Source organism: Clostridium sp. RTP31139st1_H3_RTP31139_211217 (genome assembly GCF_040227035.1).
In the GTDB taxonomy this organism is placed as follows: Bacteria; Bacillota; Clostridia; order Clostridiales; family Clostridiaceae; genus Clostridium; species Clostridium saudiense.
Window position 1 is genome coordinate 36718 of the sequence record NZ_JBCOAB010000013.1, and the last position, 21974, is coordinate 58691.

The following is a 21974-nucleotide window of genomic DNA, read 5'->3' on the forward strand; positions in this document are numbered from 1 at the left end:
GCCTTATTTTTAAGTAAATAATTTTTTTATGTCATTAATTCTTTTAGTAGCTAAGTCATAACCATGATTATAGTTAGCCTTAAGTTTATCAACATCTTTTTCAAAGCTTTCTAATGAGAATTCAGGTCTTAAAATAAGTGCCTTTCCTTGTTTTTCAAGCTCTTCACAAAATCTTACTGTTTCATTATAACTATCATGACGGTTTAATAAAGCATCTTTTAAGTTTGGATATTTATTATTAAGCAATTTTGCTACAAGAACATTCTTTTTGCTTAATTCTTTTTTATAACCTTTAGGTTGAGTTAAAATTATTAAATGTTTATCATTACCATCTTCGATTGCCTTTTTTATCGGAATTGGATCACAAATTCCTCCATCATAATATTCATTACCATTAAGCTTAATTACTGGGAAAAATATAGGTAAAGCGCATGTTGCTCTTAACATAGTAGCTTTATCATCTAAATTTTTACCATCTAAGTATTCAGTTTTACCTGTTTTAGCATTAGTAACTCCCACTAAAACCTTACCTGGATATTTCTTATATGTATCCATATCAAAAGGAATTAATTTATTTGGTATTTCATCAAAAACAAAATCAAGTCCAAATAAACTTTTACATTTCAAGAAATTCCTATAACCTAAATAACGTTTATCATTTCTATATTTAGTAACTACTTCAAGGTTACGTCCTCTTTGTTGAGAGATATAAGAGATTCCGTTAGTTATTCCAGCAGATACACCTATGCAATAAGGAAATGTAATATTATTGTCAAGTAATGCATCCATAACTCCAGCACTAAAAATTGGTCTAAGAGTTCCACCTTCTAAAATTAAACTAGGCATAAAGCAGCTCCTTTCAATAAGTTCTTATTTAGTAATTATAAAACAAAATAAATTGCAATACAAATATTAGTATATAATAATTAATATTTGTATTTAATATAAATTAAAATTAGGTTATAATGTAAAGAAAAGTATAGTAATAAAATTCAATTAATAATTGTTAGGAGTAGAAAATTAAAGAAGGGGTATTTTATGTTTTTTATAGGCATATTTGGCATAGATAATAAGTTTAAGGAGATTAAAGTATTAAATAATTTCAGCTGTAAAAATTGCAATATTTCTAATGGAGCAAGTCTAGTAAAATATTATACTTTCTTTCATTTTTTCTTTATACCAATATTTAAATGGAATGAAGAGTATTATGTGATTTGTAATGGATGTAACTCTTCTTTTAGTATTCCAAAAGAAAAAGGAAAGGCTATTGAAAGAGGGGAAGATATAGAAATTTCATATTGGGATTTAAAAGATAATAATATAAATAATAATTATTTAAAAAAACGATGTCAAAAATGTAATAGGGAATTAGAAAAAGATTTTGAATATTGTCCATATTGTGGAGAAAAAATCAAATAATTTTTTTGTCAGCGTGGACAAAAAGATTGTTCTAGATAGTTATATAATAAAATATTATATATTGATATAATTTAAGTTAGACAAAGATGTCTTTATTTCATAATAAAGGCATCTTTTTTTGTTTTATAGAAGTTTAATATTTTTAATAAATATAAGGGGATGGGAAGATGAATTTTAATTATAATTTGCCTGTAAATTTAATGTTTGGAAGAGGAAGAAGCAGTGAAATAGGAAAAGAAGTAAAAAAGTATGGTAATAAAGTACTTATAGTGACAGGTAGAAATAGTACTAAAAAAAGTGGATTACTTTATAAGGTTATAGACGTTTTAAATGGTGAAAATATTGAATATGAAATTTTTGATAAAGTTACTCAAAATCCTTTAAGTACAACCATATATGAAGGAGTATCAGCAATACATGAAACTAATTGTAATGTTGTTTTAGGCTTAGGAGGGGGTAGCATAATGGATGCTGCTAAAAGTATAGCATTTTGTGCTAAAAATCCAGGAAATATTGAAGATTATATTTATGGTATTAAAAAAGGTGAGAATTCCCTTCCGATATTGTTAGTACCTACTACTTGTGGAACAGGTAGTGAAGGAAATGCTTTTTCAGTAATAACTAATGTTGATACAAAAGATAAAAAATCTTTAAGAGATAATTTAATAATTGCAAAGGCTTCTATTATAGATCCTGAGCTTATGACAACAATGCCAAAGTCAGTACTTGCAAGTGTTGGATTTGATGCTTTAGCTCATAATATGGAGGCGTATCTTTCTAAAATTACGAATCCTTTAGTTGAGATACAAGCTTTATATGCAATGAAGTTAATAGCAGAAAATTTACCAAAAGTTTATGTGGATTATAACGATTTTGATGCTTGGGAAGCTGTTACTTTGGGAAGTACTTTGGGTGGAATGGTTATTGGAGTTGCAGGTGTAACTGCAGCACATGGAATGGAACATCCCGCTAGTGGACTTAGAGATATTGTACATGGAAAGGGGTTAGCAGCATTAACTCCTATAATAACAGAAAAATCATGGAGAAGTGATGTATATAAGTATGGGGAGATTTCTAAGATATTAGGTGGAAGTTCAGCAGAAGACTGTAGACAAGCTATTGAAAACTTTTTAGATAAAATAGATTTAAAAGTTAAATTAGGTGATTTAGGAATTAGAAAAGAAGATATAAGTTGGATGACTGAAAATTGCTTTAAAGTATCTAAACCTAGTATGGAAAATCACTCAAAAATATTTACTAAAGAAGAAGTAAGTGAAATATATAATGAATCAATATAGATTGGAAAATTAATATAAATAGATTGTCAATAGTAAAGAGGAGATATAAAAATGAGTGATTTTAAAGAATATAAAATTAAACTAGTAGTGAAAAGTTCTAAATGTGATTTATATAAGACAGGAGATGAAATCTATATTGATGGAGCATTACTAGATAAAGAGAAATCCACTAATGTATGTTTAACAGCAATTAATGCATTTTATCCCTTTATTTATGCAGCAAGAAAGAGAGTAACAGCTGAGCAAATGGGATTTGATGAATTAACATTTCAATGCCCCGATTGCCCAGAAAAGGTAGAATTCACTATAATACAGGTTGAATAGTTAAGAGTTTGGAGTTATTTCTTAACTAAAAAAGAGTGCTGTGCACTTTTTAGAAAGGGGAATGGAGTTATGGCTATTACAATAAAAGATATTTTTAAATTAGATTCTCTTACTAGTATGAAAATAGTAGCAGGAGATGAGGGAATAGAAAAACAAGTTGAATGGGTATATGTTGCAGAATGCTTTGAAGATCCTTTAGAGGGAATACAATGGCTTCAAGGCGGTGAATTAGTTTTTATAACTGGTTCTAAAATGAAAGGAAATTTATCAATTTTCTAAGTAATATGTTATTTAGTGATGGAGACGTCACAGGTGATGCTAGAAAGAAGATGACGTATTTTGGATATGATTTAGATGGGAAATGTGCAATATGTGTAATTGATATAGATAAATTTCAATTGTATTTAGAGGAAAGAAATATATTTGATGAAGCTGGAGTAATTAAAGTTAAAGTAATATTTAAGAGAATAGTAGATTATGTTTTAAAGAAACATGGATTTAAAGTACCTATTATAGACAAAGATGATGCGCTTATACTATTTTTAAAAGATGATAAAAATTATATGAATAGGATAGAAAAGATATTAATAGAAATACAAGAAACATTAAGAAAAGAGATGGATAATATTTCAGTAAGTATAGGAATTGGAAGTAGTTATGAAAATTTAAACATGATGAAAAGTTCTTTAAAGGAAGCTGAGTTATCAATTAAGTATTTAAAATGTAATGGATATGATAGTAAAATTAAAAAGTATGATGAAATTGGAGTTTATAAGTTATTATTTAATATAGAAGACAAGGCAGTTTTAGAAAATTTTTATTATGGAACTTTAGGACCAATATTAGAAAATGATAAGAAAATTAAAGAGGTTAATAACATTAAAATATTAGAAACATATTTTAATGAGGATTGTAATGTAACTAGTACAGCAGAAAAGTTATTTCTTCATAGAAATACGTTAAAGTACAGAATAAAAAAAGTTGAAGAATTATTAGAGTGTGATTTAAGAAATTTTAATGATTGCAATAAATTGAAAATGGTAATAGAAATTGGCAAAATTATAAAGCTATATTCATAAGTGATTAATAAATAAGTTTGGTGTTTATGGACAAAAATATTAGATAGTTTAGACATAGCAATAATACACTATATTAACTATAATAAAAGTATAAATTAATTAGCAAATAAACAAAGGCGTTTATAGATTAATGAAATCTATAGGCGCTTTTTGCTTAGTAAATAATAAATTTAAGAAATATAAAAAGACAAGGGTGTCTTTCACAATGCAATTCTAAAGATATTTAGGATAATGTTTGAGTGAAAGGCACTATTTTTATTAAGGGGGAGATTTAATATATGCCAAAAGAAGATAAGTTTGAAAGAGTATTAAATAAGAAGGATGTTTTTGTATTAGCATTTGGTGCAATGATTGGATGGGGGTGGGTTGTTTTATCTGGAGAGTGGATATTAAAAGCTGGAACGGTTGGAGCAATGATAGCTTTTGCACTTGGTGGATTGATGGTTTTATTTGTTGGATTAACCTATGCTGAATTAACAGCAGCAATGCCAAAGTGTGGTGGTGAGCATGTATTTAGTTATAGAGCACTTGGAAGAAATGCATCATTTATTTGTACTTGGGCGATAGTACTTGGATATATATCAGTTGTAGCATTTGAAGCTGTTGCTTTCCCAACAGTAATGCAGTATTTATTTCCAAGTTATATGAAGGTTCATTTGTATTCAGTAGCAGGATTTGATATATATTTGACTTGGCTTCTTGTTGGAGTAATAAGTTCAATTTTAATTGCTGCAGTAAATTATTTTGGAGTTAAAACAGCAGCTAGGTTTCAAGGAATATTAACAATAGTTATAGTAATTATAGGATTATCACTTATAACAGGATCACTATTTAATGGAGAGGTATCAAATGTACAACCATTATTTAAAGATGGAGTTAATGGAATTATAGCTGTAGCTGTAATGACACCATTTATGTATGTTGGATTTGATGTTATACCACAAGCTGCTGAAGAAATGAATATTCCTTTTAAAAAGATTGGACAAATACTTATATTATCAGTAGTTATGGCTGTTGTTTGGTATGTGGCAATAATAGGTGGGGTTTCTTTAGCAATGTCCTCAACTCAAATAGAAACTTCAGAGTTAGTAACAGCAGATGCAATGGCAAATGTATTTTTCAATAGCCCAATAGCATCAAAAGTCTTAATTATAGGTGGAATTGCAGGTATTTTGACTAGTTGGAATTCATTTTATGTTGGAGGAAGTAGAGCAATTTATTCTATGGCTGAATCTGGAATGCTTCCAAGTTTTTTAGCAAGGCTTCATCACAAATATAAAACACCATGTAATGCAGTTATTTTAGTTGGCGTAATTTCATCATTGGCACCATTTTTAGGAAGAAAAATGCTTGTATGGTTATCAGATGCGGGTGGATTAACAATAGTAGTTGCTTACTTAATTGTTTCAATTTCATTTTTAGTATTAAGGAAAAAAGAGCCAGAAATGAGTAGGCCATATAAAGTTAAACATGGAAAGCTTGTAGGAACTATTGCAGTAATAATGTGTGTTGTTTTAGCAATAATGTATTTACCAGGGTCTCCTGCAGCATTAGTATGGCCATATGAATGGGGAATTTTAATAGCTTGGACAGTTCTTGGATCAGTATTCTTTGTTTGGGCAAAGGTTGCAAATAAATATGAAAAGCAGCTAGAAGAGAAATTCTTTAAGGAAGAAGTAATGGAAGAAGAGATTATTGATAGAATATAAGTTAAAAATTAAAGGTAAATAAGTAAAAAATAATTAATATAAAAAAATAAAAGTTTTGAGGTGTAATTATGATTAATGAGAAAAATGTAAAATTAGTAACAGCTATACCAGGGCCGAAATCATTAGAAATAATTGAAGGTAGAAAAAAATATGTAGCAAATGGTGTGTCAATGGCAACAACCATTGCAATAGAAGAAGCTAAGGGAGCTTTAGTAAAAGATGTTGATGGTAATGTTTTATTAGACTTTGCAGCAGGTATAGGTGTGCAAAATGTAGGTCATTGTGATGATGAAATTATAGCAGCTGTAAAAGCGCAAGTAGAAAAATATATACATCCTTGCTTTCATGTGGCAACTTATTCACCTTATGTAGAATTATCTAAGAAGTTAACTGAAATAGTAACAGGTGATTATGAGAAAAAAGTAATGCTTGCTAATAGTGGAGCTGAGGCGTTAGAAAATGCAATAAAGGTTGCAAAAGCTTATACAAAGAGACATGGAATATTATCAGCAAATGGTTCATTTCATGGAAGAACTCTTATGACAATGTCTATAACAAGTAAATATAAACCATATAAAAATGGATTTGGTCCATATGTACCGGATACGTATAAGTTTGATTACCCATATACCTATAGAGCACCTAAAGGTGTATCAGAAGATGATTATGCAGAAGAGTGTTTAGAAAAGCTAAGAACAATGCTTAAAACTACTATTGCAGCTGAGCAAATTGCATGTTTGATAGTTGAGCCTCTTCAAGGTGAAGGTGGATTTGTAGTACCATCTGCAAAGTATATGCAAGGATTACAAAAAATATGTAATGATAATGGAATAGTATTTATTGTTGATGAAGTACAAGCTGGATTTGCAAGGACTGGTAAAATGTTTGCCTATGAGCATTATGGAATTACACCGGATATAGTTACTATGTCTAAATCAATAGCAGCAGGGGTTCCATTAAGTGCAGTTGTTGGTAGAAAAGAAATAATGGATTCAGCTTGTGTTGGTGGTATTGGAGGCACATATGGAGGTAGTCCGCTTGCTTGTGTGGCAGCATTAAAGGTTATAGAAAAAATAGAGAAAGAAAATTTATGTGAAAAATCATTTAAGCTTGGGGAATATATAATGGGAAGATTAAATGAAATGAAAGAAAAATATCAAGTGATTGGCGAAGTCAGAGGACTTGGTTCAATGATAGGATTAGAGTTTGTGAAAGATAGAGAGACAAAGGAACCAGCACCAGAAATGGTTAAGGAAATAATAAATAGTTGTTTTGAAGAGGGAATTATATTAATAAATGCAGGGTTATTAGGAAATGTTATTAGATTTTTACCACCATTAGTTATGACAATAGAACAAGCTGAATATGGAATGGATGTTTTAGATAAGGAAATAAGCAAGATAGCAAAATAGTATTATTTAGGGAAATGGGGCTATATTATATAGAATATGGCTCTATTTTTTTGCAATATATTATAAAAACTCGAAAAATATATTATAATCAAGAAGAAGGTTAATAAAAATATACGTTACTTAGTGGAGATGAAAATGAAGAAAAAAATAATAAGTAGTATTATAATAGTTGTTTTGGTAAGTGCTGGAACAGGTTTGTTGATAGGAAGCAGACCTAAGAAAATAATTATACAAGTAGATGGTAAGGTCATAGAAAGCAAAACAAAGGAAGATAATGTTGGACAAGCAATAGAAGAAGCTAATATTGAATTAGATGTTAATGATAAATTAAATTATGATATTGATGATAAAATTAAAAATAATCAAGTAATAGTAATTAATAGAGTTGAAACAAAAGAGAATGAGGTAATTGAGAAAATAGCTTTTAATGAAATAGTTGTTGATGACTATAAAACTAAAGTTGGGGAAACTAGGATTATTTCAGAGGGGGTAGAAGGAGAGAAAAAAATCATCTATACAATAACATATGAAGATGGTAATGAGATTAGCAGAGTGATAACAAGTGAGGAGATAATAGTCGAGCCTACAGATAAAGTTGTAGCACAGGGAATTTTTGATCCAAGCAGTTTAACTGTTTGTGTAAATAGAAAAAGTACATTGTCATCTGATTATAAACCTACAGATTTAGTGCTACCAGATGTAAGAGCGGTTAACAGTAGCAATAGATTATATATGAGAAAAGAAGCAGCAAGTGCATTAGAGGAATTATTTAAAGCTGCTGAAGATGAAAACTATTATTTATATGCTGTGTCGGGATATAGATCTTATAGTTATCAAAAGAGTATATATAATCCTTATAGTGGATATTCAGCTCCAGCAGGTGCTAGTGAGCATCAGTTAGGATTAGCTATGGATATAACATTAGCTAAATATAACGGTACATTATCAGTTGATTTTGGTAATACGAAAGAAGGAAAATGGGTTAAGGAAAATGCTCATAAGTATGGATTTATAATTAGATATTTACAAGGGAAAGAGGATATAACAGGATATAATTATGAACCATGGCATCTTAGGTATTTAGGGGTTGATTTAGCTACAGAGTTATATGAGAAAAATATTACTTTAGAAGAGTATTATGGTGATTATTAGAAGTTTTATTAATAAAATTATATGTGTGGTATTGAGTAAAAGGTAGAACAGTATTTAAATGAAAATTTTAATATATTAATAAGAATATTTATCCTATGAATTATTATATATTTTAATAACAATAATTTATAGGAGGAAACTTGTGTATTGTAGAGAATGTGGACAACTCATAAGTAATGAAAGTTCTAAGTGTACAAATTGTGGTACCGAAAAAGGATTAGGGGATAATTATTGTTACAAGTGCGGTTCGATAATAAAGAAGCATGATTTGGAGCGTTGTGAATTTTGTGGAGCTAACTTAAATGATAATAGATATGTGGCAAGAGAAAATGCAAAAAGTAAATTAATAGCAGTATTTTTAGCACTATTCTTAGGTGGAATGGGAATTCATAGATTTTATTTAGGATATGTAAAAATAGGAATAGTACAATTGTCATTATGGATTCTAGGATACTTTACAGGTGGAATTACTTGGATTATTACAGAAATATGGGGATTTATAGAATGTATTTTAATCTATATTAATAAGATTAAGGACTCAAATGGTAATGATTTAGAGTGAAAATAGAATTTATCCTAAGTAATAAAATTAATTTTAGGAGATAGAAATTTTAAAAGGTGAAGCAAATTTAAATGCTTCACCTTTTTATCTTATATAGGAAAAAGATTAGATTAACGTCTTCCACTATTAGGTTTAGTCATATTTCCTCCTGCACCAGGCATAGCAGAATTACTGCCACCAGTTGTTACACCACTTTGAGATACATTACTTACAGTACTAGAAAGAGTAAATGAAGTAATTTCAGTACCGCCGCTAGTAGTACCATCAGTGTATAACCCATCAGTAGATGTACCAGTAGATGTACCTCCATAGTAAGCACTATAAGTTTTACCTGTTTCTAATTCAGGTGATGAAATAATAACTGATTGATATGACTTTGATGGTGCAAATGAAATTATCTCTTCTCCAGATTCAGCTTTAATAGTTAATAAGCTATTTGCTGTTCCATTAACATATACATTAATTGAATTTTGTGTGGAAGAAGTACTTGGATTTTGTGCCATTCCAGAACTTCCGGCTGCAATTAGAAGTCCACCATTTATATTAAATGTTGAATCATAATCTAAGGCACCATTTCCATTATCTTGTGGCCCATTTACTATGACTGTACCATCATTTAATTCGATTGAACCATTAGCATCAATACCATCACCAGACGCATCTATATAAACATATCCACCATTAAAGTTTATTTGACCATTTCCAGAAGAAAAGTTATTTTGGCCAGGTCTTCCGCTTGTTGAAGATGAATCATTTCCACCAGATGCATTTATGCCATCATCACTAGCAACTAAATGAATGTTACCACCATTAATATTTATAGTTGTACTTTCTATTCCTTCATAAGATTTACTTATATTTATATCTCCACCATTAATATCTAAAGTTGTGTCAGAGTGAATTCCATCATCACCAGAAGAAATATCAATAGTACCACCATTAATTACAATGCTATTGTTAGAGTGAATTGAATCATCAGAAGAATCAATTGTAAAAGTACCTCCATCTATAGTTATTGTATTAACAGCTTTAATTGCTTTTGCGCTACTAGTATCAGTACTAGTACTTGAACTACTACTAGAGCTATTTCCCCATTGTCCCCATGGATTTTGATCATTATTATTTTTAGAACTACTATTTGCACTACCACCACCAGTAGTTATATTTATAGTTCCATCAGATATATTTACATTGCTCTCAGCTTGTATTCCATCATTAGTTGAAGTGATATTTAGTGTACCACCTTGAATATCAATATAACCTTTCTCAGTTTCTTCACTATTGGTAGATTTTAAACCATCACCAGAAGCATTAATAGTAATATTTCCACCTTTTATAGTAATAGAATCTTTACCCATAAGCCCATCATCAGCAGAAGTAATAGTGATATTTCCGCCAGTGATTTTTAAATCATCTTTACTTGTAATACCATTATTATAATTAGCATTAACTGTTAAAGTACCATTTCCCCTAATAGTTAAATCATCTTTACTAAATATTGTTGCATTTGGTTCATCAGTAGTAGAATCTTCAAATGTATATGAATCACCATCAGTTATAGTATTAGTTGTACCATCAGGCAAAACTAATATTGCATTTTTAGCTGCTTGAACATATATAGGTGCACTATTTTCATAAGTTAAGTTTACATTGTTAAGAACTAAATAAACATTTTCTTCAGATTCACTATTAACAATTATTTGGCAATTAGAAGATGTACCACTTATTTCATAAACTCCGCCGGAGGTAATAGTTACTTTATTATCAGATACTGTAGCACCAGTCCCGCTTACAGTAATTGAGCTATCTAAATTAATATTACAAGTAACTTCACCAATATCATCATCCAATTTTAAATCAGAATTTATAACTGTATTTGTAGTTTCTTGAGCAGTAGTATTAGTGTTATTTGTATTTGATGTTTTTGAGCAAGCTATTGTACTAGCACATAAGGTAACAACAGTTAATAATATAATAAACTTTTTCTTCATAATTTCCTCCAAAATTTCTTAAGTAACAATTTTCTATTCACAAGAAATTTACTTAACTTTTAATTTAATATCATACTTACAAAATTATATTAACAATAAAACCTTAAATTAATCTTAAGTGAGGAGGAGTTGCCTTTAAAAATTTAAATTTTCCTTATTAAACTTTCACAAAAAAATTATTTATAGAAATTATTTATTTTTACTTAAAAAATTTATTTCCTATATATAAATAAAGGAAAATGTAAAATTCAAGAGTAGAATTGTAAAAAATAGTTTAAACATAAAAATATTTTAAGATTTTTTTAAGGTTAGGATTTTATAATTACATTAAGGATTTTAAATAATACGTTTTGGGAGGTACTTTTATGGCAATAAAATCATTTAAGAGATACGAAAAAAAATATCTGTTAAATCAAAGTCAATATGATGAACTTATAAAAAGAATAAGTGAATATATGGATGCAGATGAGCATTGTAAAAATGGTAATAACTATAGTATTTATAATATTTATTATGATACTTTTGATAATCAAGTCATTAGACATTCAATAAATAAACCCTATTATAAAGAAAAGCTTAGATTAAGAAGTTATAAAACGCCAGTTAGTAAAGAGGATAAAGTATTTTTAGAAATAAAGAAAAAAATAAATGGTGTAGTAAATAAAAGAAGGGTAGTTTTAACACTAGGAGAAGTTCAGGATTTCTTAAATAAAGGAATTAGACCTGAAAAAGATGATTATATGAGTAATCAAGTATTAAATGAAATAGAAAATTATTTAGAAAATAATAAGGTTAAACCTAAAGTTTATATAAGTTATAGTAGAAAAGCGTTCTTTTGTAAGACTGATAAAGACTTTAGATTAACATTTGATTCTAAAATAATTACAAGAAGAGATAACTTGTTATTAGAAGCAGGAAATTTTGGTGATGAACTTTTAGAACCAAATCAATATTTAATGGAAGTAAAAATATTAGGAGCAATTCCTTTATGGTTAGTAGAAATCTTTTCTGATTTATCTATATATAGTACAAAGTTTTCAAAGTATGGAAATGAGTATATGAGGTATTGTTTAAATAAAAATAAAGAAAATGAAATGAGGAGAGTAAAAATATGTTAGAAACGATAATATCATCAACGACGGGAGAATCATTTACATTAGCAAATGCATTATTAGTTATAGGATCATCAATAATATTAGGGTTATTAATAAGTTTAGCTTATATGTACACTCATAAGAAAGAGGGGTATACCCCAGGATTTACAATAACATTAATAATGTTACCAGTTATAATTTCAATAATAATTCTTTTAGTAGGTAATAACGTAGCAAGAGCATTTAGTTTAGCAGGTGCATTTTAAATAATTCGTTTTAGAAGTGCCCCTGGAGATCCTAAGGATATATCTTATATATTCTTTACTTTAGCTGTAGGTCTTGCATGTGGTATGGGTTATATAGGATATGGTGTTATAGTAACAGTTATCTTATGCATAATTATGATTGTTTTAGATAAAATAAAATTTGCAGTTCCAAAGACTAAAAATATGAGATTAAAAATATTAGTACCAGAAGATTTAAACTATGAAGGTGTTTTTGATAAAATTTTAGATAGTTATTCAACTAACTGGGCTACTGAAAGTGTAAAAACAAAAGATTTTGGTGCATTATTCGAAATATCTTATAAAATTCATTTAAAAGAAGGTGTAAGCCAAAAGAATTTAATAGATGAATTACGTTGTAAGAATGGAAATTTAACAATTGCATTAACATCAGCAGGATTAGAAGAAAAAGTTTATTTATAATTAAAAATGGTAGAGATTTATAAAATCTCTACCATTTTTTTATAATTTATGAACATTTATAGCCATAGGTCCTTTTTCACCATCTGCAATTGAAAATGACACGTTTTCTCCTTCGTGTAATCCACTATCAGGGCCATTTTCTTTTAATTGAGAATGATGAACAAATATATCATTTCCATTATTAGCAGATATAAATCCATAACCTTTTTCAGAATTAAACCATTTTACGACACCAGTATAACTTGACATATAATCGCTCCTTAATCTATAAGTAATCGAAGATAGTTTATGTAAAAGTAAAAACTTTATTCTTTAGAATTGATTTTAGCTATTTCATTTTTATCCCATATAAAAAGTTGTTCTGAATTGTTAAGTGCAGAAAATAATTTTTCTTTAAAATTAGGAAATGTATTATTTAAATCTTTAATTAATTCTTTCATATCCTGTCTTTTTGTATGTCCATCAGCAGGACATGGATTTTTTATAATAGGATAATTATAAGTTTTAACAGCACGTTTAATCATATATTCATCTATATATACCATTGGTCTAATAATAGTAACATCAAATTTTTCCATATATGATTTTGGAGAAAAACAGTTAATTCGCCCTTCATAGAACATTGTCATTGCAAATGTTTCAACAGCATCATCTTTGTGATGGCCTAAGGCAACTTTAGTACAACCAAGATCTTGTGCAGTACCATTTAATGCACCACGTCTTAGTTTTGCACATAAAGAGCAAGGGTTCTTTTCATTTCTTATATCGAATACTATTTTTGCAATATCTGTTTGAACTTCGTAAAATGGAACTTCTAAATTCTTACATAATTCATGAAGAGGTCCATTATCAACTCCACCAGGATTTAATGTTATTGCAATAAGCTCAAATTTTACTGGAGAAAATTTTTGATAATTTTTTAAGATATGAAGAAGTGTTACACTATCTTTCCCTCCAGATAATCCTACTGCAATTTTATCATTTTCTTCTATCATATTAAAATCATTTATAGCTTGACGAGTTTTACTTAATAATTTTTGCATCATGTTTTTTGCCTCCGAAATTTAATACTTAGATATTTTAACAAAGCATTACTTTTTATACAAATAAATTTAAAGGTGTAATAGGAAAACTGGATTTCCTTAGGTTTAGGATTAACTAGCCTTATCAAATTAATATTTAAAACTTTTTAGTTAATATTTATAAATATCTTGAGCTAACATTGTTAACTTTTCTAAATTTAAAATTTTAATTATATTTTTATTTTTTTCTATGATTTTTAAGTCAGAAAAATTTCTAATAACTCTATTTAAATGGCGATAACTGGAGCCTAAAAGTTCAGCTAAATTATTAATACCATCTATATCAACTAATATTTCACCAGAATTATTCGAGTATATAGATGAAACTAAATAGCTTGCAAAGCGATTTTCAATTTTAGAAAGCATGTTAATGCTCATATAACTTGAATTTTGCCTAAGTTTTTTTTGTAGGGAAGAGATTATAAATCTTAAAAATATTGGATCATTATAACCGTATTCTTTTATCATATTTATAGGTAACGCTAAGCAAATACACGGTTCTAAAGCTTGAACATTACAGTCAGCATAAGGATTTTCAATAAGTTCAATATCACCTATAACAGAAAGAGGAGTGTTAAAGCATATGAGTAACGATTTGCCACTTGAAAGCAAAGTAGTTACTTTATACTTTCCTTTTACTAAAAAATACATATAAGATAATTTATCATTTAGTAAACAAAGAAATTCATTTTTATTAAATGTATGTATTTCTAAAGAGTTTAGTAAATTTTTATTTAAGTAGGAGTATAAAGAGTATTTATTAACATAATAAATAAGTAGCTCATTGTTAGTTATTTTTTTCATAGATTCTCCTTTAAGCATAGACAAAATAATACATATTATTTATTAAATTTATATAAAAGAGTATACTATTAAAAACAAAATAGGACAAATGTCCTATTTTGTTTTTATATCTATTTGATAAGATGTTTCTAGAAATTTAACTGGAGGATTTTAAATGTATAATATTTTAGCGTTAGTCATTGGAGCACTTATTTCTGTCATGATTTCTTTTAATAGTGGATTAGAAGGTTATGTTGGAAGTACATATTCTGTAGTAATTATTCATGCAGTTGGTTTAATTGCAATACTTATAGTTGCTGCAATTAAGAAAGAAAAAATAGTAATAAAGGAAGCTATACCATTTTATTTATTTTTAGGTGGAATTTTTGGAGTTATGCTTACATTAGTTAACATAATTACAATAGGAGGTATAGGTGTTGCTTTAACTACAGCACTTGCGGTATTTGGACAATTAGTATTTTCATCCTTAGTAGACCATTTTGGATTATTTGGTTTAACTAAATATGAATTTAATCCTAAAAAACTTGTAGGTTTTTTTATAGTTTTAGTTGGACTAGTTATTATGACAGTGGCATAAGGGAGAAAAAGTAGTATGTTGATGATTTTATTAGCTGTATTTGGTGGGGTATTAACTACACTATCAATGATAGTGAGTTCTACACTTGGAAAGAAGATTGGATTAATTCAAAGTACAATAATTCATTATATAGGTGGACTTATTGGAGGAGTTTTTATTTTAATAGGTATGGGTAGTACCTCAGCACCATCTATTCTAGATATGAGTAAAATGCCATTATATATTTTCTTCGGCGGAATTATGGGAGTAATAGTTGTTTATACTTCTAATATAGTAATACCAAAAATTCCTGTTGTGTATAGTACATTATTAATGTTTTCTGGACAAATGTTATGTGCAATTGTTATTGATGCAATTGTCATGGGAGACTTTTCATGGCAAAAACTTTTAGGTGCAATAATAGTTGTGTTAGGAATTTTTTATAATTCAAAAGTTGATGAAAAAGAGGCAAACAAGCTTAAGGAAAAAACAGATAAGCTTAAAGAAGCTTAGTATTAAAAAAAGAGGAGGAGATAATTTTTTGATTTGTATAAAAATTATTTCTTCCTCTTTTTTACTTAATGATATTATCAGATAAAGTACAAATGTATTTAAAGATATTCAAACGGCCAATATAATCATTTTAAATTTATAATAAATGGTCTACTATATTCAATAGATAAAAATCAACTGTTGGAAATATATCATCTTTATCTTAAGCAAATTTCATGTTTGAGCATTCATTTCCATCTTTATTATAAAACTTAATTTCTAAGTCGGTACATTCTTCACCACTAAAAAAGTTATAGAAATCAGTAAGATTATCTGCTTTTTCAAAGTTAGGAAATGGTACTATAAAATAAGAGTTTTCTATTAAATTTTCTAGATATTTTACACCCTTAAAATTGATCTCAATAATATGAGCATCTTTATTTTTTCCAAATACAACTCCTGAAATAAGTTTATCTTCATTTAATGTCATAATAGAATAATCACCATTTTTAATTTCAAAGCTAGTATTAAATTTTCCATAATACCATCTATTATTTAAAATGCGTTTAATATTTCTTAACTCTATAAATTCATTATCATCAGATAGGAAAAATTTATAGTTTTCAAAATCTCTTGATATTCTATAATCTTCAACTCTAGTATTTCCAAGGACTTCAATTGCTAATTTATCATCTGAAGAATTATCAGCAATAGTTTCATTATATAATAATCCAAAAGATAAAAGTGCAAAGAGTAAAATCATTGTTGCTATGGGGTTAATAGTTTTTAGGATTAAATTACCATCAAAGTGGCTATTTAGACTTTTAATAAAATCTCCAATTTTAGTATTTTTAAATAATATATAAACCATATTAAATATTATAAATCCTAAAATAGTTCCCAATGTATTAAAAATAATATCATCTATATCAGTGAAATTATAAGGCGTAAAAAGTTGAAGAACTTCTATAGTTAAAGAAGCTGTAAATCCATATAATATAATTTTACTTAATTTATTCTTTTTATTGAAAAGTAGTGGTATTCCAAATCCTAGTGGTATAAATAATAATATATTACCTATGACATTGTAAAGTGCTATGTGTATATCTGCAAAGTCATTATTAAACATTCTTATTGTTTCTATAAATGGAATGTAATTGATATAAAACCTAGTATCAAAATCTAGCATTAGTTCTCCATATTTAAACATTGTTAAATTAACTAATATTAAAAAATAAATGAAAAATAAGTTTATAAATACTTCTCTAATTTTATTTATAGGCTTGTTTTTTATATAAAATTTAATTCTAAATATTACCCAAATTAGAGTAAATAAAATAACTGAAAAGATAAATGAAATACCTATCATAGTGTTGTCCCCTTTTTATCATAAAGTTTTAGTTTATCTAAAGTTAATTTGTAAATGTTGAAGAAACATTTCTAAATTTGTAAACATTATTAATTATAGAAATAGCAAGTACATTTATAATTAATTGACTTCCACCATAGCTTATAAATGGCATGTTTATTCCTAATATAGGAGAAAGAGAAAAATTAGCTAAAATATTTAATATAAATTGAACTGCAAATAATGAGCAAAGTCCACTTACTAATAATTTTCCATAGGTATTTTTAGTATTACTAGAAATAAGCCCAATTCTTATAATAAAAGATAAAACTAATGCTATAACAAGTATTCCAACAATCCATCCAAAAGAAAATATTATTGATGTAAGTGCAAACTCCATATTAGCATCAGGAAGGATAGAAATATTAATATTAGAATTATTACCTAATAATTCAGCAGAATTTCTTAATGTGTTTAATTGATTATAAATCCAACCTTGGCCATCTATATCTTTTGCAGGATTTAAAAATATAAAAAATCTTTCAATTCTATAGGCTGTTTTAAAGATACATAACAAGAATATAGAAACCAATGAAGCAGAAATAATAATTAAATATTTTAATTTAAAACCTGATAAATGCATAATTGTAAAAACTGCAATTAAGTATATTATTATTGTAGATAATGATTGTAAATATATAAATAGTATTACTGGAATGAATGATAAAGTAAGACCTTCAAATAATGATTTTTTATTATTCCAATTGTAATTATCAAATATTCCAGCAAGAGAAATTATTAATAAAATAGGGGTAACTGCTAAAGTGTCAAGAGAAAAAGCACCTATAATTAAGTAACGTTTCATACCATATACAGGCATAGAAAAAGCTAATGTAATCAAAAGTAAAACAATACTACATATATAAAAGGTAAGAGAGTATTTTTTGAGTTTTCTATAGTCTACTTTTAAAATACATAATGATAATACAATTGACATCCCTAAAAAGACCAATAGTTTACTAAAATAATTTATATAATAAGCATCATTAGAAGTATTTGATTGAATAAAAGCTGTAGTTAAAAATCCAAAGAATATTAATCCTGTTGTAATTATTAAAAGAAGCCAATCAGAATTTGATTTATGAGCTTTATTTAAGTCATGGCCAATAATTTCAGCATTACCCATTTGTATTAAAGCCTTATCTATTGCTTTATCTTCAGGAATACCTATTTCTAAATAATCTTCAATAGTATCATTTATATGACATAATAATTCTGCTCTAATTTCAGCATGAACTTTTTTGTTTTTTACTAAACTACATACTTCATTGATATAATTAATAATTTTACTATTTTCTATTTTAGACATAAACTTCCCTCCCATAAAACACTATTTACAGTTTCACTAAATAATTTCCACTCAGATTCTTTTTCTAGAAGAAGTTTTTTGCCGTTATCAGTTATTTTATAATACTTTCTTTTTCTTCCACTATTAGAATCATCCCAATAAGATTCAATATAATTTGCATTTTCTAAATTATGAAGTATTGGATAAAGAGTTCCTTCTTTAAATGAAAAAATACCTTTAGAACGTAAATCTATTTCTTTAATCATTTCATAACCGTACATATCTTTACGATTAAGGATACTTAAGATCAATACTGTTGTACTTCCTTTTAATAGTTCTTTGTTAATTTTCATACTCTCACCACCATACATTGGAATTCGATACATCGTATATCTATGTATTATTTTATTGGAATATTGAGGAAAAGTAAAGAGAGAAATAAATTCTTGAAATTTTAAATTAAAAGGTATATCATATAAATGAGAATAAATGATAATAAACAAAAATAAATGATATTTAAAATTATATATAAAGAAATGAGGGTATTTATATATGTTTATGGAAGAAAGGTTAGAGAAAATATTAGAAATAATTCAAGATAAAAAAAAGGTATTAGTAAAAGATTTAAGTGAAAAATTTAATGTATCAGAAAGTATGATACGTAAGGATTTACAAAGGCTTGAAAAGGAAGGGAAAATAAAGAGAACTTATGGTGGAGCAATACTAGAAAGAGGTAGGGCTTACAATGAAAATACTACATCAAGGGTATTTGTTAATATTGAAGGGAAAGAACATATAGCTAAAGTAGTTTGTGATATTTTAGAGGAAGAGGATGTAATATTCTTAGATATATCAAGTACTAATTTAACAATTGCATCAATGATAAGAAATACAACTAAAAATATAACAGTAATAACAAATATGAATAGAATCTTAATGGAGTTTGATTATTCACCTAATATTGAAGTTATTTCAGTTGGAGGAACGTTTAATAAAAGGTTAGGGGGAACAGTAGGAGCTTATACTGTGGAGCAAATAAAACATTTTAATATAGATAAAGCTTTTGTAGGTGCTGGTGGAGTTAATATTGAAGAGAACTTTTTAAGTAACTTTAATTTTGATGAATCAATTGTTAAAAAGGAAATATTAAAAAATAGTAAGAAAAATTATATTGTTATGGATGATGAAAAATTTTATAAAGATGGAGCTCACAAATTTGGAACATTAGAAGATGTAGATTATATAATTACAGATAAAGCTCCAGATGATACAGTAAAAGTAGAATTAGACAAATATGATGTAAAAGTAATATATTAAATAAGTAATATGGGGAGAGTAGTTATGATTAAATTAATAGCAACAGATATGGATGGAACATTGTTAAATTCTAAAAATGAAATACAAGATGGATTTTATGAAGTTTTTAATAAATTAGAAGAAAAGGGAATAATATTTGCAGCTGCAAGTGGAAGACAATACTATAATCTTTTAAAAAGATTTGAAGGTATTGAAGATAAAATGATGTTTATAGCTGAAAATGGTACATTTGTGGTTTATAAAGGAAAAGAACTTGTAGTTAATGCATTAGATTTAAATCTTGCAAGAGAACTAATCAAAGTAGGGAGAAATATAAAAGATTCATATGTAATACTTTGTGGTAAAAAATCAGCTTATATTGAAAGTGATGATAAAAGATTAATTGAGCAAACAGAAAAATATTATGAAAGATATGAAATAGTATCAGATTTAACTAAAATTGAAGATGATATATTAAAGGTTACTATTTGTGATTTTGCAGGCTCAGAAAATAATAGTAATAAGTATTATGATGATTTTAGGGATAAAGCTCAAATTGCAGTATCAGGGGAAATATGGCTTGATATAACTGCAAAAGGTATTAATAAGGGGGTTGCAATAGAAGAAGTTCAAGACTTATTAAATATAAAGCATGAAGAAACAATGGTATTTGGTGATTACTTAAATGATTTAGAAATGATGAGTAGTGCTTATCATAGTTATGCAATGGAAAATGCTCATGATGATTTAAAAAAGGTAGCAAGATTTAGAGCAAAAAGTAATGATGAAAGTGGAGTTGTACATGCTATAAAAGAAATATTAAATTAATATATAGTAAAAGCAGAGTTATTTTGATTAATGATAATTCAAAAAAAACTCTGCTTTATTTTATTATTTACAATTCAAATTACTAGGTTTAACGTTATCTTGTACGTTTCTTAATGCTTCACCAAATCTTTGATAATGGACTACTTCTCTTTCTCTTAAGAATCCTAAAATCTTTTTAATTTCAGCATCATCTGTTAAGTTTAATAGCCATTCATAAGTTGCTCTAGCTTTTTGTTCAGCAGCCATATCTTCATGTAAATCAGCAATTACATCACCTTTGGCTTGAATATAAGTTGCAGTCCAAGGGTTACCGGTAGCATCAGTATAAAAAAGAGCTTTACCGTGGTCAGCATAGTGACCTGCTAAACCAGCAGCTTTAATTTCATCTATTGATGCATTGCTCATTAGTTGATATACCATGGTTCCAAGTATTTCTACATGGGCCATTTCTTCTGTTCCTATGTCAGTTAATAGACCTTTTGATTTGTTTGTTGGCATTGTATATCTTTGGTTCAAATATCTAAGTGCAGCTCCTAATTCTCCATCAGGACCACCATATTGAGTTATTAAAAGTTTTGCCATATTTAAATCAGAACATTTTAAATTAACAGGATATTCTAATGTTTTTACATAGTACCACATAAACTTACTCCTCCTTATTACTTTCTTTTTCCCAAGGCCAAGGACTGTCAATCCATGCATCAGGGTTTTGAATATAAGAGGAGCCAAAGTTAGTTAAAGGACCATAATCTTGTTCATAATCCCAAATTAATTTTCTTAGCTTAGAGGAAATTACTTTATAATCATCAGTTGCATTTTTACAATTAGGAAAGTTATCTAAATATAGATTTAAATCTAATGCAAAAAATTGTAGCTTTCTAATTGCGTTTAAACATTCATGTTTATTCATGTCCTTCCTCCTTAGAATACTTAATTGCACAATAAGGACTATAAAGATCCTTAAATATTGTTCCAGCATCAAAAGCTGAGTTTAAATCAAATAAGTTTTGATAGGGTTGTAGAACAATGCATGCTTTAGCATAAGTCATAGGAGAAAAAACTTTAAATGATTCATAGCAGTTTTTTTTGGTATCAGCACAAGCAATGTTACAAGCAACATCAGATGTATTGTTTATGCAATCATTGCAGTTTATACATTTATCTATTCTTTGATAGTACATAATAGTGTATCCCTTCGTAAAAATTATCTACAATACACTTTATGTATAAACAAAAAAAATGTGAGGACAAATTGTCGAATTAAATTATTTTACTTTCTTTATGGCCACAATAATCACACTTAAAATAAATCTTTCCATGAACCTTATTATCATAAGCGTATTCATATTCATGCATGGATTCACCACAAACAGGGCAAATAAGTGTTAATTTTTTATTTGAAATATTTTTTTTCATAAATCTTACTCCTTATACAAAGTAGTGTACTCATCTGATTTCATATGAAGATGAGTT

At 27.5% G+C, this 21974-nt stretch carries 26 protein-coding genes and 1 pseudogene; 15 read left to right on the plus strand and 12 right to left on the minus strand.

What is annotated here, in order from left to right; genetic code table 11:
* Positions 1-9: 9 nt before the first annotated feature.
* A complete protein-coding gene (locus ABUA17_RS07720; RefSeq protein WP_042395099.1) occupies positions 10-846 on the minus strand; it encodes a patatin-like phospholipase family protein in 837 nt (278 codons plus the stop codon).
* Between the two features lie 192 nt (positions 847-1038).
* Between ABUA17_RS07720 and ABUA17_RS07725 the strand changes: the two genes are divergently transcribed.
* From ABUA17_RS07725 to ABUA17_RS07765, 9 genes are all read left to right on the plus strand, one after another.
* Positions 1039-1419 (plus strand): zinc-ribbon domain-containing protein, encoded by a 381-nt coding sequence (locus ABUA17_RS07725; RefSeq protein ID WP_042395094.1) that lies wholly within the window; start codon positions 1039-1041, stop codon positions 1417-1419.
* Positions 1420-1586: 167 nt separating this feature from the next.
* Positions 1587-2717, plus strand: a complete 1131-nt coding sequence (locus ABUA17_RS07730) for an iron-containing alcohol dehydrogenase (RefSeq protein ID WP_195951099.1) — start codon at positions 1587-1589, stop codon at positions 2715-2717.
* 51 nt (positions 2718-2768) lie between these two features.
* Positions 2769-3041 (plus strand): TIGR04076 family protein, encoded by a 273-nt coding sequence (locus ABUA17_RS07735; protein ID WP_055291821.1) that lies wholly within the window; start codon positions 2769-2771, stop codon positions 3039-3041.
* Positions 3042-3110: 69 nt separating this feature from the next.
* Positions 3111-3320, plus strand: coding sequence for a PucR family transcriptional regulator ligand-binding domain-containing protein (locus ABUA17_RS07740; RefSeq protein ID WP_055291823.1), 210 nt, complete (start codon positions 3111-3113; stop codon positions 3318-3320).
* A gap of 5 nt (positions 3321-3325) precedes the next feature.
* A complete protein-coding gene (locus ABUA17_RS07745) occupies positions 3326-4120 on the plus strand; it encodes a PucR family transcriptional regulator (RefSeq protein ID WP_243275874.1) in 795 nt (264 codons plus the stop codon).
* Between the two features lie 278 nt (positions 4121-4398).
* Positions 4399-5829 carry an APC family permease gene (locus ABUA17_RS07750; protein WP_195951100.1) on the plus strand — a complete coding sequence of 477 codons (1431 nt, stop codon included), beginning with the start codon at positions 4399-4401 and terminating at the stop codon, positions 5827-5829.
* A gap of 68 nt (positions 5830-5897) precedes the next feature.
* Entirely contained in the window at positions 5898-7241 is a 1344-nt protein-coding gene (gene gabT, locus ABUA17_RS07755; RefSeq protein ID WP_042395079.1) for a 4-aminobutyrate--2-oxoglutarate transaminase, read from the plus strand.
* Between the two features lie 135 nt (positions 7242-7376).
* On the plus strand, positions 7377-8393 hold the full coding sequence (locus tag ABUA17_RS07760) for a D-alanyl-D-alanine carboxypeptidase family protein (RefSeq protein WP_052330588.1): 1017 nt from the start codon (positions 7377-7379) through the stop codon (positions 8391-8393).
* A 142-nt stretch (positions 8394-8535) separates the two neighbouring features.
* Positions 8536-8955: a TM2 domain-containing protein gene (locus ABUA17_RS07765; protein WP_042395077.1), complete on the plus strand. Its 420-nt coding sequence runs from the start codon at positions 8536-8538 to the stop codon at positions 8953-8955.
* 110 nt (positions 8956-9065) lie between these two features.
* Here ABUA17_RS07765 and ABUA17_RS07770 read toward each other — a convergent pair whose 3' ends face one another.
* Entirely contained in the window at positions 9066-10946 is a 1881-nt protein-coding gene (locus tag ABUA17_RS07770) for a carbohydrate-binding domain-containing protein (protein ID WP_195951101.1), read from the minus strand.
* A 365-nt stretch (positions 10947-11311) separates the two neighbouring features.
* On the opposite strand from ABUA17_RS07770, the gene ABUA17_RS07775 reads away from it, so the two are divergent.
* Both ABUA17_RS07775 and ABUA17_RS07780 read left to right on the plus strand, forming a co-directional pair.
* Entirely contained in the window at positions 11312-12064 is a 753-nt protein-coding gene (locus ABUA17_RS07775; RefSeq protein ID WP_042395071.1) for a polyphosphate polymerase domain-containing protein, read from the plus strand.
* Positions 12058-12747, plus strand: a pseudogene (locus ABUA17_RS07780) (DUF4956 domain-containing protein). Before ABUA17_RS07775 ends, ABUA17_RS07780 begins: the two are co-directional and overlap by 7 nt.
* Before the next feature lie 39 nt (positions 12748-12786).
* Here the strand turns inward: ABUA17_RS07780 and ABUA17_RS07785 are convergent.
* The 3 genes from ABUA17_RS07785 to ABUA17_RS07795 form a co-directional block, all read right to left on the minus strand.
* A complete protein-coding gene (locus ABUA17_RS07785; RefSeq protein WP_042395066.1) occupies positions 12787-12996 on the minus strand; it encodes a cold-shock protein in 210 nt (69 codons plus the stop codon).
* A gap of 56 nt (positions 12997-13052) precedes the next feature.
* Entirely contained in the window at positions 13053-13790 is a 738-nt protein-coding gene (locus tag ABUA17_RS07790) for a tRNA 2-thiocytidine biosynthesis TtcA family protein (protein ID WP_042395217.1), read from the minus strand.
* Positions 13791-13940: 150 nt separating this feature from the next.
* On the minus strand, positions 13941-14633 hold the full coding sequence (locus ABUA17_RS07795; RefSeq protein ID WP_042395063.1) for a Crp/Fnr family transcriptional regulator: 693 nt from the start codon (positions 14631-14633) through the stop codon (positions 13941-13943).
* A gap of 154 nt (positions 14634-14787) precedes the next feature.
* Between ABUA17_RS07795 and ABUA17_RS07800 the strand changes: the two genes are divergently transcribed.
* Together ABUA17_RS07800 and ABUA17_RS07805 are read left to right on the plus strand one after the other, a co-directional pair.
* Entirely contained in the window at positions 14788-15210 is a 423-nt protein-coding gene (locus ABUA17_RS07800) for a DMT family transporter (protein ID WP_042395061.1), read from the plus strand.
* 15 nt (positions 15211-15225) lie between these two features.
* Positions 15226-15702 (plus strand): DMT family transporter, encoded by a 477-nt coding sequence (locus tag ABUA17_RS07805; protein WP_042395055.1) that lies wholly within the window; start codon positions 15226-15228, stop codon positions 15700-15702.
* A 202-nt stretch (positions 15703-15904) separates the two neighbouring features.
* On the opposite strand, the gene ABUA17_RS07810 is transcribed toward ABUA17_RS07805, so the two are convergent.
* From ABUA17_RS07810 to ABUA17_RS07820, 3 genes are read right to left on the minus strand one after another with little or no spacing between them, the layout of a single operon-like run.
* The gene (locus ABUA17_RS07810; RefSeq protein ID WP_042395054.1) at positions 15905-17050 is read right to left on the minus strand and encodes a VanZ family protein; all 1146 of its coding nucleotides are present in this window, start codon (positions 17048-17050) and stop codon (positions 15905-15907) included.
* 43 nt (positions 17051-17093) lie between these two features.
* Positions 17094-18398, minus strand: coding sequence for an FtsW/RodA/SpoVE family cell cycle protein (locus ABUA17_RS07815; protein WP_042395051.1), 1305 nt, complete (start codon positions 18396-18398; stop codon positions 17094-17096).
* Positions 18386-18730 carry a PadR family transcriptional regulator gene (locus ABUA17_RS07820; RefSeq protein ID WP_042395048.1) on the minus strand — a complete coding sequence of 115 codons (345 nt, stop codon included), beginning with the start codon at positions 18728-18730 and terminating at the stop codon, positions 18386-18388. The genes ABUA17_RS07815 and ABUA17_RS07820 overlap by 13 nt, the downstream gene beginning before the upstream one ends.
* A gap of 199 nt (positions 18731-18929) precedes the next feature.
* On the opposite strand from ABUA17_RS07820, the gene ABUA17_RS07825 reads away from it, so the two are divergent.
* Both ABUA17_RS07825 and ABUA17_RS07830 read left to right on the plus strand, forming a co-directional pair.
* Positions 18930-19694, plus strand: coding sequence for a DeoR/GlpR family DNA-binding transcription regulator (locus tag ABUA17_RS07825; protein ID WP_042395046.1), 765 nt, complete (start codon positions 18930-18932; stop codon positions 19692-19694).
* A 24-nt stretch (positions 19695-19718) separates the two neighbouring features.
* The gene (locus ABUA17_RS07830) at positions 19719-20501 is read left to right on the plus strand and encodes an HAD family hydrolase (protein WP_042395044.1); all 783 of its coding nucleotides are present in this window, start codon (positions 19719-19721) and stop codon (positions 20499-20501) included.
* 63 nt (positions 20502-20564) lie between these two features.
* Here ABUA17_RS07830 and ABUA17_RS07835 read toward each other — a convergent pair whose 3' ends face one another.
* The 4 genes from ABUA17_RS07835 to ABUA17_RS07850 form a co-directional block, all read right to left on the minus strand.
* Positions 20565-21143: a manganese catalase family protein gene (locus tag ABUA17_RS07835; RefSeq protein ID WP_042395041.1), complete on the minus strand. Its 579-nt coding sequence runs from the start codon at positions 21141-21143 to the stop codon at positions 20565-20567.
* Between the two features lie 4 nt (positions 21144-21147).
* Complete coding sequence (locus ABUA17_RS07840) at positions 21148-21411, minus strand: spore coat protein CotJB (protein ID WP_042395039.1); 264 nt, start codon at positions 21409-21411, stop codon at positions 21148-21150.
* Positions 21404-21682, minus strand: coding sequence for a spore coat associated protein CotJA (locus ABUA17_RS07845; RefSeq protein ID WP_042395037.1), 279 nt, complete (start codon positions 21680-21682; stop codon positions 21404-21406). The genes ABUA17_RS07840 and ABUA17_RS07845 overlap by 8 nt, the downstream gene beginning before the upstream one ends.
* Before the next feature lie 79 nt (positions 21683-21761).
* Positions 21762-21917 carry a hypothetical protein gene (locus tag ABUA17_RS07850; RefSeq protein WP_172676182.1) on the minus strand — a complete coding sequence of 52 codons (156 nt, stop codon included), beginning with the start codon at positions 21915-21917 and terminating at the stop codon, positions 21762-21764.
* Positions 21918-21974: the final 57 nt, after the last annotated feature.

What these genes read in the sequence shown, in the direction of transcription:
- ABUA17_RS07785 (WP_042395066.1), bottom strand. Translation starts at nt 12,996, where the DNA reads ATGTCAAGTTATACTGGTGTCGTAAAATGGTTTAATTCTGAAAAAGGT.
- ABUA17_RS07760 (WP_052330588.1), top strand. Translation starts at nt 7,377, where the DNA reads ATGAAGAAAAAAATAATAAGTAGTATTATAATAGTTGTTTTGGTAAGT.
- ABUA17_RS07735 (WP_055291821.1), top strand. Translation starts at nt 2,769, where the DNA reads ATGAGTGATTTTAAAGAATATAAAATTAAACTAGTAGTGAAAAGTTCT.
- ABUA17_RS07835 (WP_042395041.1), bottom strand. Translation starts at nt 21,143, where the DNA reads ATGTGGTACTATGTAAAAACATTAGAATATCCTGTTAATTTAAAATGT.
- ABUA17_RS07790 (WP_042395217.1), bottom strand. Translation starts at nt 13,790, where the DNA reads ATGCAAAAATTATTAAGTAAAACTCGTCAAGCTATAAATGATTTTAAT.
- ABUA17_RS07825 (WP_042395046.1), top strand. Translation starts at nt 18,930, where the DNA reads ATGTTTATGGAAGAAAGGTTAGAGAAAATATTAGAAATAATTCAAGAT.
- ABUA17_RS07795 (WP_042395063.1), bottom strand. Translation starts at nt 14,633, where the DNA reads ATGAAAAAAATAACTAACAATGAGCTACTTATTTATTATGTTAATAAA.
- ABUA17_RS07740 (WP_055291823.1), top strand. Translation starts at nt 3,111, where the DNA reads ATGGCTATTACAATAAAAGATATTTTTAAATTAGATTCTCTTACTAGT.
- ABUA17_RS07845 (WP_042395037.1), bottom strand. Translation starts at nt 21,682, where the DNA reads ATGTACTATCAAAGAATAGATAAATGTATAAACTGCAATGATTGCATA.
- ABUA17_RS07820 (WP_042395048.1), bottom strand. Translation starts at nt 18,730, where the DNA reads ATGAAAATTAACAAAGAACTATTAAAAGGAAGTACAACAGTATTGATC.
- ABUA17_RS07840 (WP_042395039.1), bottom strand. Translation starts at nt 21,411, where the DNA reads ATGAATAAACATGAATGTTTAAACGCAATTAGAAAGCTACAATTTTTT.
- ABUA17_RS07745 (WP_243275874.1), top strand. Translation starts at nt 3,326, where the DNA reads ATGTTATTTAGTGATGGAGACGTCACAGGTGATGCTAGAAAGAAGATG.
- ABUA17_RS07775 (WP_042395071.1), top strand. Translation starts at nt 11,312, where the DNA reads ATGGCAATAAAATCATTTAAGAGATACGAAAAAAAATATCTGTTAAAT.
- ABUA17_RS07770 (WP_195951101.1), bottom strand. Translation starts at nt 10,946, where the DNA reads ATGAAGAAAAAGTTTATTATATTATTAACTGTTGTTACCTTATGTGCT.
- ABUA17_RS07725 (WP_042395094.1), top strand. Translation starts at nt 1,039, where the DNA reads ATGTTTTTTATAGGCATATTTGGCATAGATAATAAGTTTAAGGAGATT.
- ABUA17_RS07850 (WP_172676182.1), bottom strand. Translation starts at nt 21,917, where the DNA reads ATGAAAAAAAATATTTCAAATAAAAAATTAACACTTATTTGCCCTGTT.
- ABUA17_RS07830 (WP_042395044.1), top strand. Translation starts at nt 19,719, where the DNA reads ATGATTAAATTAATAGCAACAGATATGGATGGAACATTGTTAAATTCT.
- ABUA17_RS07810 (WP_042395054.1), bottom strand. Translation starts at nt 17,050, where the DNA reads ATGATAGGTATTTCATTTATCTTTTCAGTTATTTTATTTACTCTAATT.
- ABUA17_RS07750 (WP_195951100.1), top strand. Translation starts at nt 4,399, where the DNA reads ATGCCAAAAGAAGATAAGTTTGAAAGAGTATTAAATAAGAAGGATGTT.
- ABUA17_RS07815 (WP_042395051.1), bottom strand. Translation starts at nt 18,398, where the DNA reads ATGTCTAAAATAGAAAATAGTAAAATTATTAATTATATCAATGAAGTA.
- ABUA17_RS07720 (WP_042395099.1), bottom strand. Translation starts at nt 846, where the DNA reads ATGCCTAGTTTAATTTTAGAAGGTGGAACTCTTAGACCAATTTTTAGT.
- ABUA17_RS07805 (WP_042395055.1), top strand. Translation starts at nt 15,226, where the DNA reads ATGTTGATGATTTTATTAGCTGTATTTGGTGGGGTATTAACTACACTA.
- ABUA17_RS07730 (WP_195951099.1), top strand. Translation starts at nt 1,587, where the DNA reads ATGAATTTTAATTATAATTTGCCTGTAAATTTAATGTTTGGAAGAGGA.
- gabT (WP_042395079.1), top strand. Translation starts at nt 5,898, where the DNA reads ATGATTAATGAGAAAAATGTAAAATTAGTAACAGCTATACCAGGGCCG.
- ABUA17_RS07800 (WP_042395061.1), top strand. Translation starts at nt 14,788, where the DNA reads ATGTATAATATTTTAGCGTTAGTCATTGGAGCACTTATTTCTGTCATG.